The sequence below is a fragment of the Lentzea pudingi genome, assembly GCF_014646255.1.
In the GTDB taxonomy this organism is placed as follows: domain Bacteria; phylum Actinomycetota; class Actinomycetes; order Mycobacteriales; family Pseudonocardiaceae; genus Lentzea; species Lentzea pudingi.
In genome coordinates, this window is the sequence record NZ_BMNC01000009.1 from 149,893 (window position 1) to 162,340 (window position 12,448).

Annotated in this window: 13 protein-coding genes; 7 read left to right on the top strand and 6 right to left on the bottom strand. The window is 69.4% G+C overall.

Annotated elements, in window-relative coordinates:
* Positions 1-18 precede the first annotated feature (18 nt).
* Together IEY88_RS28610 and IEY88_RS28615 are read left to right on the top strand one after the other, a co-directional pair.
* Positions 19-1,281 (top strand): tetratricopeptide repeat protein, encoded by a 1,263-nt coding sequence (locus IEY88_RS28610; protein ID WP_229693848.1) that lies wholly within the window; start codon positions 19-21, stop codon positions 1,279-1,281.
* Complete coding sequence (locus IEY88_RS28615) at positions 1,278-2,693, top strand: nickel/cobalt transporter (RefSeq protein ID WP_229693849.1); 1,416 nt, start codon at positions 1,278-1,280, stop codon at positions 2,691-2,693. Before IEY88_RS28610 ends, IEY88_RS28615 begins: the two co-directional genes overlap by 4 nt.
* Before the next feature lie 92 nt (positions 2,694-2,785).
* Here IEY88_RS28615 and IEY88_RS28620 read toward each other — a convergent pair whose 3' ends face one another.
* Both IEY88_RS28620 and IEY88_RS28625 read right to left on the bottom strand, forming a co-directional pair.
* Complete coding sequence (locus IEY88_RS28620) at positions 2,786-3,541, bottom strand: anti-sigma factor family protein (protein ID WP_189157976.1); 756 nt, start codon at positions 3,539-3,541, stop codon at positions 2,786-2,788.
* A 207-nt stretch (positions 3,542-3,748) separates the two neighbouring features.
* Entirely contained in the window at positions 3,749-4,498 is a 750-nt protein-coding gene (locus tag IEY88_RS28625) for a TetR/AcrR family transcriptional regulator (protein ID WP_189157977.1), read from the bottom strand.
* A 98-nt stretch (positions 4,499-4,596) separates the two neighbouring features.
* On the opposite strand from IEY88_RS28625, the gene IEY88_RS28630 reads away from it, so the two are divergent.
* On the top strand, positions 4,597-5,538 hold the full coding sequence (locus IEY88_RS28630; RefSeq protein WP_189157978.1) for an ATP-binding cassette domain-containing protein: 942 nt from the start codon (positions 4,597-4,599) through the stop codon (positions 5,536-5,538).
* Entirely contained in the window at positions 5,535-6,314 is a 780-nt protein-coding gene (locus IEY88_RS28635; protein ID WP_189157979.1) for an ABC transporter permease, read from the top strand. The genes IEY88_RS28630 and IEY88_RS28635 overlap by 4 nt, the downstream gene beginning before the upstream one ends.
* Here IEY88_RS28635 and IEY88_RS28640 read toward each other — a convergent pair.
* Positions 6,231-6,986, bottom strand: a complete 756-nt coding sequence (locus IEY88_RS28640) for an RIO1 family regulatory kinase/ATPase domain-containing protein (RefSeq protein WP_189157980.1) — start codon at positions 6,984-6,986, stop codon at positions 6,231-6,233. The two genes, IEY88_RS28635 and IEY88_RS28640, sit on opposite strands and share 84 nt — an antisense overlap.
* Positions 6,987-7,177: 191 nt before the next feature.
* Here IEY88_RS28640 and IEY88_RS28645 point away from each other — a divergent pair, with 191 nt between their 5' ends.
* The gene (locus IEY88_RS28645) at positions 7,178-7,432 is read left to right on the top strand and encodes a PA domain-containing protein (RefSeq protein WP_189157981.1); all 255 of its coding nucleotides are present in this window, start codon (positions 7,178-7,180) and stop codon (positions 7,430-7,432) included.
* On the opposite strand, the gene IEY88_RS28650 is transcribed toward IEY88_RS28645, so the two are convergent.
* Together IEY88_RS28650 and IEY88_RS28655 are read right to left on the bottom strand one after the other, a co-directional pair.
* Positions 7,425-8,822 (bottom strand): carboxylesterase/lipase family protein, encoded by a 1,398-nt coding sequence (locus IEY88_RS28650; RefSeq protein WP_268241268.1) that lies wholly within the window; start codon positions 8,820-8,822, stop codon positions 7,425-7,427. The two genes, IEY88_RS28645 and IEY88_RS28650, sit on opposite strands and share 8 nt — an antisense overlap.
* Positions 8,823-8,855: 33 nt before the next feature.
* Positions 8,856-9,710: a bile acid:sodium symporter family protein gene (locus IEY88_RS28655; protein WP_229693850.1), complete on the bottom strand. Its 855-nt coding sequence runs from the start codon at positions 9,708-9,710 to the stop codon at positions 8,856-8,858.
* A gap of 134 nt (positions 9,711-9,844) precedes the next feature.
* Here IEY88_RS28655 and IEY88_RS28660 point away from each other — a divergent pair, with 134 nt between their 5' ends.
* Both IEY88_RS28660 and IEY88_RS28665 read left to right on the top strand, forming a co-directional pair.
* On the top strand, positions 9,845-10,543 hold the full coding sequence (locus IEY88_RS28660; RefSeq protein ID WP_189157983.1) for an LLM class flavin-dependent oxidoreductase: 699 nt from the start codon (positions 9,845-9,847) through the stop codon (positions 10,541-10,543).
* Complete coding sequence (locus IEY88_RS28665; RefSeq protein ID WP_189157984.1) at positions 10,483-11,427, top strand: DUF1152 domain-containing protein; 945 nt, start codon at positions 10,483-10,485, stop codon at positions 11,425-11,427. Before IEY88_RS28660 ends, IEY88_RS28665 begins: the two co-directional genes overlap by 61 nt.
* On the opposite strand, the gene IEY88_RS28670 is transcribed toward IEY88_RS28665, so the two are convergent.
* Positions 11,421-12,440: an MFS transporter gene (locus tag IEY88_RS28670; RefSeq protein WP_229693851.1), complete on the bottom strand. Its 1,020-nt coding sequence runs from the start codon at positions 12,438-12,440 to the stop codon at positions 11,421-11,423. The two genes, IEY88_RS28665 and IEY88_RS28670, sit on opposite strands and share 7 nt — an antisense overlap.
* Between the last annotated feature and the right edge of the window lie 8 nt (positions 12,441-12,448).

Consider the following 12,448-nt stretch of genomic DNA (forward strand, 5'->3'; position numbering starts at 1 on the left):
CAACGGCAAGCCGTCGCGGTGGGTCTCCTGGTCACCGCGGCGCTTGCCTACCTAGCCGCCTCCGGTCCTGCCGACAGCAGGGCCGGGGGCGCGCCCCCTGTTCCGGCCGTGGCGCAGCAGAACCAGATGCACAAGGTCGTGCACCAGCTGCAGCAGCGGCTGCACGAGCTCCCGCAGGACAAGGACTCCTGGGCGCGGCTCGGATCGTCCTATGTGGAGCTGGCACGGGTCACGGCCGACCCGGCGTACTACGCGAAGGCCGAAGGCGCTTTGAAGAACGCGGGCGACACGGGCCTCGCCGCCATCGGCATGGGCACGCTGGCCAACGCCCGCCACGACTTCGCCACGGCCCGTGGCTGGAGCTTGAAGGCGATTGCCGCACTGCCGGCCTCTGCGGAGGCCCACGGCGTGCTGGCGGACGCGTTGACGCAGCTCGGCGACGACGCGGGCGCACAGGAGGCGGTGCAGAAGATGCTGGACCTCAAGCCCGGCACCGCGTCTTTCGCCCGTGCTTCCTTCCACTTCGAACTCCACGGCGACGTCGACGGAGCCCGCGACGCGATGCAGCGTGCGCTGAAGGCCTCCACGACGCCCGAGGAGATCGCGTTCTGCCGTTACCGGCTGGGCGAACTCGCGTTCGACCACAACCGGCCAGACGTCGCCGCTGAGCACTACGAGCAGGGACTGGCGGCGAGAGGAGACGACATGACTCTCACTCAGGGCATGGCCAAGGTCGCGGCGGCACGGGGCGACGTCCCGGTGGCCCTCGACTCGTACCGCAGGCTCGTGGCGCGCGCTCCCCTGCCCCAGTACCTGCAGGAGTACGCGGAGCTGCTGGAGGCGAACGGCAGGTCCGGCGAGGCCGCCCAGCAGTACGCGGTGCTCTCCGAACAGCAACGACTGATGGAGTCCCAGGGTGCTTCCGACGATCTGGCCGCGGCCCTCGTCGCCGCCGACCGGGGTGATGGCATGCAGGCGCTGCGCCGTGCGGAAGCCGAGTGGAGCCGCCGGCAGAGCGTCTTCGTGGCCGACGCGATGGCCTGGGCCCTGCACGTCAACGGAAGGGACGCCGAGGCCTTGAGCTACTCCGACCGCGCGGTCGCCCTGGGCTGGCGGAACGCCACGTTCTCCTACCACCGCGGCATGATCCTGGCCGCGCTCGGCCGGGTCGCCGAGGCGCAGGAGGCGCTGGTGCAGGCGCTCACGCTGAACGCGAACTTCTCCCCTCTCCAGTCCCTCAAGGCAGGCCGCAAGCTCGCGGAGCTGCGAGGCGGCAGGTGAGCCTGTCCAACTGGGTGGTGCGGCCCGTCCTGGTGACGGCTCTGCTGCTCGCCGGCATCTTCTTCATCAACGGCGAGGCGTCCGCCCACCCGCTGGGCAACTTCAGCGTCAACCACTACCACGGGCTGCACCTGCACCCGGACCGGATCGACCTGCGGTCCGTGGTCGACGTGGCGGAGATCCCGACGCTGCAGGAGAACCTGCGGGCGCGCGACGCGAAGCAGTGGTGCGACGAGGTGTCCCGCACGGACCGTTCCACCGTGGACGGCAGGCGGATCAGCTGGACGCTGTCGAGCTCTGCCAAGGAACACCCGGTCGGCCAGGCCGACCTCAGCACGACCCGGCTGGTCTGCGAGTTCACCGCGAAGGTGGATCTCGACCGGCCGGCCAGGCTCGAGTTCTCGGACGAGTCGAACGTCGACCGGGTCGGCTGGCGCGAGATCACCGCCGCCGGCACCGGCATCAGGCTCACCGACTCGAAGGTGCCGACCGAGAGCATCAGCGACGAGCTGCGGACGTACCCGGAGGACCTGCTCAGCAGCCCCATGGACGTCCGCACGGTCGCGTTCAGCGCCGAACCGGGCAACGGGTCCGAGCCGAAGATCGCCACCGGCTCCCCGGTCCAGTCGTTCAGCGTCACGGCGGCCAAGCTCAACGACATCCTGGGCAGCGACGACCTCACGCCGTGGCTCGGGTTCCTGGCGTTGTTGCTGTCGTTGGTGCTCGGCGCGTCGCACGCGGCGTTGCCCGGTCACGGCAAGACGCTCATCGCCGCCTACCTGGCCGGACGTCAGGGCACGCCGAGGGACGCGTTCATCGTGGGTGCGTCGGTCACGGCCACGCACACCGGTGGCGTGCTGGTCCTCGGCCTGGTCATCAGCGCGTCCAGCGCGCTCGCCGGCGAGGAGGTGCTGCGCTGGCTCGGGTTGGTCAGCGGCGTGCTCATCGCGATGATCGGCGTGATGCTGCTGCGGTCGGCCCTGTCGCCGACCCGTGAGCCCGCGCTCGCCGGAGCCCTCACGGGGCACGGACATGGGCACGGTCACGGCCACGGACATGGGCACGGTCATGGCCACGGACACGGTCATGGGCACGGCCACGGCTACAGCCGCGCGAGCCTCATCGGCATGGGCGCGGCCAACGGCCTGGCCCCCTCGCCGTCCGCCCTCGTGGTCCTGCTCGGCGCGATGGCCCTGGGCCGCACGTGGTTCGGCATCCTGCTGGTCGTCGGGTACAGCGTCGGCATGGCCGGCACGCTCACCGCGGTCGGACTGCTGCTCGTGAAGGCGCGGGATCGCGTCGAGAGAATCCTGGACGGCCGTGCCACGCGCCTGCTGTCGCATTACGCACCGGTCGGCACAGCCGCGATGGTCATCGTCGTCGGCGCCTGGCTCACATTGCAGGCCGTCTAAGTAGTGCGGCGACGTTCTGAGCCATAATTACACCAATGCAACTCGAAGGGCCCGGATTCTCCAGAATCCGGGCCCTTCGGCTGTTTCCGCCCTTACAGGTTCGCCACCACGAACGTCTTGCCCTCGGCGTTCTCCACCGAGATCGACTTGACCTTGTCCGGTGACACGCTGACCATGCCCCGCACCTTGGAACCCTCGACCCGCTGCTTGTCGGTCGTGGTCCAGGCGAAGGCCTCGGTCTTCGTGCCGTCGGTGCCGACCACGACCAGCTTGCACTTCTGCGCGGTGGGCAGTCCGTCGATGTTCGCCGTCACCAGGTAGCGGTCCTGCGACGACGGGACTATCTCCGCCACCAGCTTGATCGTGCCCGCCGTCCCCTCGCCCGTGCGAGTGGAGGCGATGCTGGTGCCGGGCGCCTGGTTCTGCATGAACACGGCGGCACCCCCGAACGCGACCACAGCGGCGACCGCCGCTGCGGCGAGGTACCCCGGCCAGCGCCGGGGCTTGGCGTGCTGTGGTTCGGGAAGGTCCTCCACCACCTGCGGACTGGCTCTCGGCCGTGGAGCGGCGTCCCGCTGCTGCGGGATGACCGACTCCTGCCTGATCTGCCGCAGCGTGCGCTGCAACAGCAGGTCCGAAGGCTTGGGCAGGTCGTCCTCGAGCTCGTGCAGAAATGCCTCACGAGGCACGTCGTCAAGTGCTGTTCGGATCCGATGGAAGTCGGCGACCTGCGCACGGCAGGACGGACAGCCCCGAAGGTGCTGCTCCACGCCAAGACTCTCGTGCGCGTCCAGAACGCCGAGCGCGTAGCAGCCAAGGGTGACCGCGTCGTGCGCGCCAGCTGTCATACGACCTCCTCGTCGTCCCGATTCGACCCCCGCGGCGAAACGGTGTCACGAAGGAAAACGGGCAGATAGGAGTGGTCGGTTCAGCCTGCGAACGAGTTCATTCTGATTGCGCATAACAATGGCATTACGTAACCGTCCAACTACCCTTCACCCTGCGGCTGAGCTGCCCTTTTCACTCGATCGGACGACTCAAGGCGTCTTGAATGACTACAGGCACGCCTGTGGACGAACCAGCGGTCGTTCCTCGGACTCAATGAACACCGCGAGACCGTCCAGGACGCGCGCGAGACCGAACTCGAACTCGTCCAGCGGGCGCTCGAAGCCACCGGAGTTCCAGATGTGGGTCATCATCGGCAGGCGCTCCGGCGTGAAGTGCTCCCAGAGCGCCTCCCTGCCGTTCCACCACTCCTCCTCGGACACGCCGGTCTCCCGTTCGGCCTGGACCCGGTCCGCCATCGTGCGGCCGACGCCGTCGACGAAGTGCGACACCGTCGTCACCACCGCGACGATCTCCTCGGCCGCGAGCCCGAGCTCGGAGACGGCGGCGTAGGCCGCGTCCTGGCGGGCCATGGCCTTCGGGCCCGGCATCCGCCGGGACGCCGTGAGCTGGAGCGTCCACGGGTGCGCGCGGTACATCGCCCACACCTGGCGCGCGAAGAACTCGAGCCCCGACCGCCAGTGACCCTTCGGCGCGAGCTCCGTCTCGCCCCACACCGCGTCGACCATCAGGTCGAGCAGCTCGGACTTGCCCGGCACGTGCCGGTAGAGCGACATCGCGGTGTTGCCCAGCGTCTCGGCGACCCGGCGCATGGTGAGCGCGTCGACGCCCTCGGCGTCGGCCACCTTGATGGCCGCCTCGACCACCCGCGACTGGCTCAGCGAGGCCTTGGGTCCCCTGCTCGGCTCGACCGGCGGCTCCCACAGCAGCCGGACGCTCCGATCACGATCGCTCTTCACCGAGCCCCCTTCACCAACAAACTTGCTGTGAATCTTAGAACCGTGTACAACGTACACCCTGCGTACAACGTAAGCAGTAGAGTCACGGGGGTGAAGTCGTGGGACACGCGGTACTCGCGGAAGGCCTGCGCAAGAGATTCGACAAGAAGTGGGCGCTCGACGGGTTCGACCTGGCCGTGCCCGCCGGGACGGTCTGCGGGCTGCTCGGCCCGAACGGCGCCGGCAAGACCACGGCGGTGCGCATCCTGGCCACGTTGCTGCGCCTGGACGGCGGCCGGGCGGAGGTCGCGGGTCACGACGTCGTGCGTGAGGCACCGGCCGTGCGCCGCCAGGTGGCGTTGAACGGCCAGCAGTCCACGGTCGACGACGTGCTGACCGGCAGGGAGAACCTGGTCATGTGGGGGCGGCTCTACCACCTCTCCAAGCGCCAGGCCGGGGAACGGGCGGACGAGCTGCTGGAGCAGTTCGGGCTCACCGACGCCGCGGACAAGCGGGCCAAGCACTACTCGGGCGGCATGCGGCGGCGCCTGGACCTGGCGTCGAGCTTCATCATGCGGCCGTCGGTGCTGTTCCTGGACGAACCGACGACGGGCCTCGACCCGCGCAACCGCGGCGAGGTCTGGCGGGAGGTGAAGCGGGTCGTCGCGGAGGGGACGACGGTGCTGCTCACGACGCAGTACCTGGACGAGGCCGACCAGCTCGCCGACCAGATCGTCGTGATGGACACCGGCCGGGTCGCCGCACAGGGCACGCCGGAGGGGCTCAAGTCCAAGCTCGGCGGTGACCGGATCGAGGTCGTGGTCCGCAACGCCGACGAGCTGCCGGTCGTGGCGGACGTGCTCGGACCCGACGCCGAGGTCGACCCGGACACGTTCCGGGTGAGCGCGGCGGTGGCCGACCGGGTCGCGGCGCTGACCCGCGTGACGTCGGCGCTGGCGGCGAAGGGCGTCGAGGCCGAGGACATCGCCCTGCGGCGGCCGACGCTGGACGAGGTCTTCCTCGCGATCACCGGACACAAGGCCTCGGAGGTGCAGGCATGAGGTACGCGGCCATCGACTCGTGGGTCGTCGCGAAGAGAGACCTGATCCACTGGGTCCGCGAGCCGGTCAGGGTGTTCGCGAACCTCGCCTACCCGATCATCTCGGTGCTGATCTTCGGGCTGGTGTTCGGCAGCGCGATGAACGTCTTCGGCGGCGGCGACTACATCGAGTTCCTGCTGCCGGGCATGTTCGGCCAGACCATCGCGTTCGGCGTCGGCACCACGATGATGATGGTGTCGATGGACGCCGACCGGGGTGTCACGGACCGGTTCCGCGCCTCGCCGATGTCGCAGACCGGCGTCGTGGCCGGGCGCAGCATCGCGGACCTGGTGAACTCGTCGCTGGAACTGCTGGTGCTCGCGCTGTGCGGCCTGGTGATCGGCTGGTCGTTCCGCGACGGGCTGCTCAACGCGCTGGTGGCGTTCGCGCTGTTCCTGTGGCTGCGGTTCGCGTTGGTGTGGATCGGCATCTACCTCGGCCTGCTGGTCAAGCCGGAGGCCGCGCAGGCGTCGTGGATGTTCCTGTTCCCGCTGACGATGTTCGCGAACACGTTCGTCTCGCCGGAGCTGATGCCGGGCTGGCTGCGGGTGGTCGCGGAGTGGAACCCGCTGTCGTCGACCGTGGCGGCCGCGCGGGAGCTGTTCGGCAACCCCGGGGTCGGCGGTGACTCGTGGGCGGCGCAGAACTCGCTGCTACTCGCCGTGCTGTGGCCCGCGGTGTTCGTGGCGATCTTCTGGCCGCTCTCGGTGCTGAAGTACCGCAACCTCAGCCGCTAGCCCGCCGCTTTCCACCAACGCTGTCCGGAACTGGTCGGCGAGCCACCTCGCGAGGAGCCGCCGCCAGTTCCGGACCCTGGCCAGCAACTCGGGCCGGAGGGTGGTGTCGGCCTCCCACTCCCGCCAGTCCTCGCTCGCAAGCCAGCCGATGCAGCCCGCGATCCGGTGCACGCGCAACAACCCGAGGTCCGGCATCGAGCCGTAACCGATCCAGAACGCCTGCGGCAGCGCGGTTCCGTGCAGGTAGAGGTGCTCCTCGAACGCCGCCAGCTCGTCGAGCGGGTTGCCCTGACCGGGGTTGTCCCAGTCGATCAGCGTGGCTTTCCCTTCTCCGACAATGATGTTGTAGAGGTTCACGTCGTTGTGCAGAAGGCCGACCTCGTGGATCTTCCTGAACGCCAGGCCGATGCTGCGCCAGACCTCTTCGGACACCGGCAACGCGTCCGCGAGCGTCCGGCCCTCGACGTACTCGACCAGCACGTCACCGCGGCCGTTGTGCGCGAGGACCTCCGGTGCGCCGGGCACGACGAACTTCGGCAGGTCGCGCGCCACCTTCGGTTGCCGCAGCACGGCTTTGCGGCCGTCGGCGAGCGTCACGAGGTGCAGGACGTTGGTGAGACCATCTCCTGCCAGCGGTTCGACGCGGACGGCGGTCTCCAGCAAACGGAACAAACACCCACCTCCGGTGGCAACACGGCGACCGCTTCGGACGAGAGACATCACGGGGGATGCATTCGGCGGCGATGTGCGCATGGAGGCACACCGATGGTCCGACGTCCTCGGCGGTTCGCACTGTTCGCGGTCCTGACACTGGTTCTACCACTGGCGACCGCGCGGCCGGACGTCCTGGACACCAGGCGTCGGTGAACTACGTGGTCTCGCACCCTCCGGCCGGTCGACGTGGCGCTGCCACCGCGTGCGGGTTCACCGTGGAGGTGCTCAACGCGCAGGCCACGGGTGCGGCGGCGGTCGTGCTGTTCGACGAGGGCCAGCCCGGCCGCACCGGGCCGAGCACCCCGATCGGTGACACTCCGGGCGCGTTCGACACCTCGGCGGTGAACGGCGTGCGCGCGCCCGGCAAGTCGCACGGACGCGCGCCGCGGGGTTCCGCTAGCTAGCCCAGAGGTCGCACCGGTGATCGGCCGGTGCGACCTGCTCGGTCGCGAGGATCCGGACGTCCTGGCGTGCCCAGCCGGGACGCCCGGTCCGCGCGAACCGGGTCCACGCCTCGACCATCTCGTCCGACAGCGCCTGCTGCTTCCCCGCCGGCTCGACTCCGGCGTACCGGAGCAGGAACGGCAGCTCCGAGCCGTGGTAGGCGCCGTACGGGAAGTCCGGCATGTCCGGGAAGATCATCGGCGGGTGCGGTTCGGCGAACTCGTAGCCGAACGCCCTGGTCTGCGCGCGCAGTTCGGCGGTCGGGCAGAACGACGTCATGTCCGAGAGCGCGGCCGTCAGCGGTACCCGTTCGTCACCACCGCGGGGCGGGTAGGCGGCGAGGATCCGCTGGGCCTTGGCCGTGCCGAAGCCTTCCACCAGTGCCTGCTCGTACCCGGCCGCGTCCAGCACCGGGTAGAACATCGCGGCGAACACGGAGAACTCGTCACGGGCGGTGCCCGCGAGCACCGGGATCCGGTGGAAGCGGCCCTCCCGCAGGGCCGTGATCGGGTTCTCCGGCAAGGCTTCCGTGTCGTACGCGGGCGACGAGAACTGCGGTGTCAGCGCCTTGACCTGCTCGACCGTGAGCCGGCGCAGGCACGCGACGTCCGCACAGCCCGAAGCTTGCACACCGGCCCGTTCGACGTCCTCGCGCTTGGCCCAGACGTGCTGGACGTTGTTCTGCCCTGCCGGTGTGCCGAACTGGCACGGTCCACTTTGGATGATGGCTCGGTGGAACAGGCCTCGGGTCCTGGGTGAGGTCAGCTGCGCACAGGTCGACAGACCGCCCGCCGACGCCCCGAACAGCGTGACGTTGCGCGGGTCTCCCCCGAACTGCCGGATGTTGCGCCGGACCCACTCGAGCGCGGCCTGCTGGTCGCGCAGGCCGAACGCGCCGGAGCCCGCGAGCCCCGGGAAGCCGAAGTAGCCGAAGGCGCCGAGGCGGTAGTTGATGGTGACGACGACGGAACCCTTGCGCACCAGCTGGTCCACGCCGTAGTCGGATCCGGCGCCGCTGGTGAAGCTGCCACCGTGGATCCAGACGAGGACAGGCCGGTTCGCGGCCTTCGGTGGCTTGGTGACGTTGAGGTACAGGCAGTCCTCGGCGTCTTCGCACCGAGGGCCTGGCTTGTCCGCCTTGCGGACGCCCTGCCAGGGCGTGACGGGCTGCGGATCGCGCCAGCGGTTCTCCCCGACGGGCGGGGCCGCGTAGGGGATGCCCTGGAACGAGCTCTGGTCGGTTCCCGACACGAATCCGGTGTCGATGCGGACGGTTCCCGCGGCGTGGGCGGGAACGGCGGTTGCGGCAACGAGAACGGCCGCTATCAATGTGGTTGAGGTTGAGCGCATGTCACGCTCAACCTAACCGCGTCCGCAAGCGCTTTAGACCGCGGCCTTGTTGCGCGACAACAACCGTGCCGCCACCGCCGCCGGCAGGTACATCAGCACGCCGTACACGGCGGGCGGGATCGCCATCGTCTCGTCGTTCAGCACGGTCAGCGCCAGGGTGATCGCGATGGTCGCGTTGTGGATGCCGATCTCCATCGCGCTCGCGATGGCCTGCTTGCGCTCGACGTTGAACAACCTGGGCACGTAGTAGCCGATCAGCAGGCTGAAGATGCTCAGCAGCAACGCCACCGGGCCGAGCGTGCCGATGTTGGCGATCAGGTCCTCGTAGGCCTGCGCGATCGCGGCGATGATGACGAGCACGAGCACCACGACAGACGCGATGCGCACCGGGTCGTTCATCTTCAACGCCCACGCCTCGAACCTGCGGCGTACCAGCATGCCGATCGCCACCGGCACCAGCACGATCGCGAACACCTGCACGAACTTCGCCGGTTGCAACCCGACCTCGGCGCTGTCCGCCATGAAGTGCGCCATGCTCAGGCCGACCACCAGCGGCAACGTGAAGACCGCGAGCACAGAGTTGATCGCGGTGAGCGTGATGTTGAGCGCGACGTCACCGCCCGCGAGGTGGCTGAAGAGGTTGGCCGACGTGCCGCCCGGCGACGCGACGAGCAGCATCATGCCGACCGCGAGCACGCCTTTCAGTCCGAACGCGAGCACCAGCCCGAGGCAGATCGCGGGCAGGACGACCACCTGGCAGACGAGCGCGATGACCGCGGCCTTGGGGTACTTCGCGACCCTGGCGAAGTCGTCGACGGTGAGGGTGAGTCCGAGTCCGAACATCACGAGTCCCAGCGCCAGTGGCAGGAAGATCTGTACGACTAGCACGGCGGCCTCCGCGGATGTCCAGCTTGTGCAGTGTGATCTGTTCGGAAGATCCTGGCGTTACGCCCGCGCCGATGGAATAGGCCAGGCGGCGGCACCGCGCCTCCTCACAGCGTTCGTGGAGGACACTGGGCACCGTGCAGATCGGCGTGTTCACGGCGGGTGACCTCGACCCGGCCGGCATCGTCGCCCTGGCGGTCGCGGCCGGCGAGGCGGGCCTGGACGTCTTCGCGGTCGGCGAGCACCACAACCCGCCGTACAACTCCTCCTCCCCCACCACGCTCCTCGCCCACATCGCGGCGAGGACGACGCTGCGGCTCTCCACCGCCACCACGCTCATCACCACGAACGACCCGGCCCGGCTCGCCGCCGAGTACGCGACGCTCGCCCTGCTCGCCCCCGGCCGCACGGACCTGGTCCTGGGCAGGGGCAACACCGCGAAGGTGTTCGGCTGGTTCGGCGAGGAGATCGAGTACGGCCTGCCGCTCACGATCGAGAACTACGAGCGGCTCAGGGCCCTGTGGCCGGACCGGCCGTACGTCTGGCACGCCTGCACGCGCTCGCCCGAGATCGCCGACCTGGCGGCGGAGCACGACGACGGGCTGTTCGTGTTCGCCGGCCAGACCGAGCACGTGCGCCGGTACCGCGACCAGGCGGCGCACCCCAGGATCGGCGTGCTGGCGAACGAACTGGACGAGGGCCTCGCGCACGAACCCGACCGGCTGCTCGTGAAAGTCGGCAGCCCCGAGGACGTCGAAAAGCTAGGGTCGAGGGTGTGTTCAGCCTTGCCAAGCCGCCGCTCTTCACCAGACTCCACAAAGCACGGAACGTCCTGATCGCCGGGGCGGGCGGCGGCTTCGACGTGTTCGCGGGCATCCCGCTCGGCGTCGCGCTGCGGAACGAGGGCAAGCTCGTGCACTACGCGAGCCTCAGCTTCAGCGACCTCGAACGCCTCGACCTCGACGCGTGGATCGAGCCGGGGCTCGCCGCCGTCGAACCGGAGACCTCCGGCGAGGACGCCTACTTCCCCGAACGCGAGCTCGCCCGGTTCCTCGGCGACACGGTCTACGCGTTCCCGCGAACGGGCGTGCGGCCGTTGCGCAGCGCGTACCGGACGATCATCGAGAAGCATTCCATCGACGCGGTCGTGCTCGTGGACGGCGGCACGGACATCCTGCTGCGCGGCGACGAGCAGCACCTCGGCACGCCGACCGAGGACATGACGAGCCTCGCCGCCGTGGCAGGCGTCGACGGTGTCGTGAAGATCGTCACCAGCCTCGGGTTCGGCATCGACGCGCACCACGGCGTGTGCCACGCGCACGTGCTGGAGAACCTGGCGGCGCTGGACAAGCAGGGCGCATACCTCGGCGCGTTGTCGATCCCGTCGGACAGCTTCGAGGCCCGCGCCTACACGACCGCCGTCCAGCAGGCGCAGGACGCGACCCCGTTGTCGCCCAGCATCGTGAACGGCCAGATCGCGGCGTCTCTCCGAGGCGAGTTCGGCAACGTGCGGTTCACCACGCGCACCGAGGGCAGCGAGCTGTTCGTGAACCCGTTGATGGGCGTGTACTTCAGCGTCGACCTCGACGCGCTGGCCCGTGGCGTGCACTACCTGCCGGCGCTGGAGAAGACGCGGACGGCGTTCGACGTGGCGCTCGCGATCGAGGAGTACCGCGAGTCCACCGACGAACGCCGCCCGAAGCGCGCCCTGCCTCACTGACGGCGCCAGATCACCAGCGCCACCACGAGAACCATCACGCCGATGGCGACGGCCGAGCCCAGCACCCACAGTCCGTAGATCGCGAACGCCACGAACTCCGAGCCGATCGCGGCCACGGACGTGACGGTCGCACGCGCGTCGGACTCGATCCGGTGCTGGAGCTCGGTCTCCACGTGCACCAGCACGAATCGGTACAGGCCGTAGAACAGTCCCAGCAGGACGATCGCCGCCGGAACCGCCAGCCACGCCGCCGCGATCAGCAGCACGCCCGAGGCGAACAGCACCCAGCCCCGGAACGGCAGCCGCCCGCCGAGCGAGGCACCGGCGGCGCCCATCAGCGGCACCCCGATCGTCGCCATCGGCACCCACACCGTCGGCACGTGCCAGTCCTGCGCCAGCAGCGTGAAGTACTCCTCGAACGCGTCGATCGCGTACACCAGGGCCACTGCCAGCACAGCGCGCCTGATCGGGATGGACGCCCGCAGGCCGGTCTTCAACGTCGCGAGGTAGCCGAGTTCGTCGTCGTCCTCGTCACCGCGTTCCGGTTCGGGGAACCGCAGCGCGATCACGGACGACGCCAGCAACACCGCGACGGACACCCAGCCCGCCAGCTCGTAACCGCCGTGGGAGAACAGCACGGTGGCGACGACGGCGACCGGCACCTGCGAGATCAGCTCGATGGTGTCGACGCGCGCGTTGAGGCGCCCGTACTGGTCCTCGTCGCCGTTGGCCGCGAGCCCGTCGTAGACGAGGGCCTCGAACGAGCCGGACTGCAGCGTGCCGCCGAGACCCCACAGCACGAACCCGGCCGCGAATCCCCAGAACGACGGGAACAGCACCCAGGCCGCGTGCCCGAGTGCCTGCAGCACACCGGAAGCGACCAGGCAGCTCCGCCGCGAGAACCGGTCCGCCAGCGCACCCGACGGCACTTCGAACACGACCGAGGTCAGCGACCAGATCGCGAGCAGCACCGAGATGGAGGCGTCCGACAGCCCGCTGTCGGCGAAGAGCAACGCGTACA

Coding starts and splice junctions, on each gene's coding strand:
- IEY88_RS28620 (WP_189157976.1), bottom strand. CDS start 3,541: ATGACAGCTGGCGCGCACGACGCGGTCACCCTTGGCTGCTACGCGCTC.
- IEY88_RS28635 (WP_189157979.1), top strand. CDS start 5,535: ATGAGGTACGCGGCCATCGACTCGTGGGTCGTCGCGAAGAGAGACCTG.
- IEY88_RS28650 (WP_268241268.1), bottom strand. CDS start 8,822: ATGCGCTCAACCTCAACCACATTGATAGCGGCCGTTCTCGTTGCCGCA.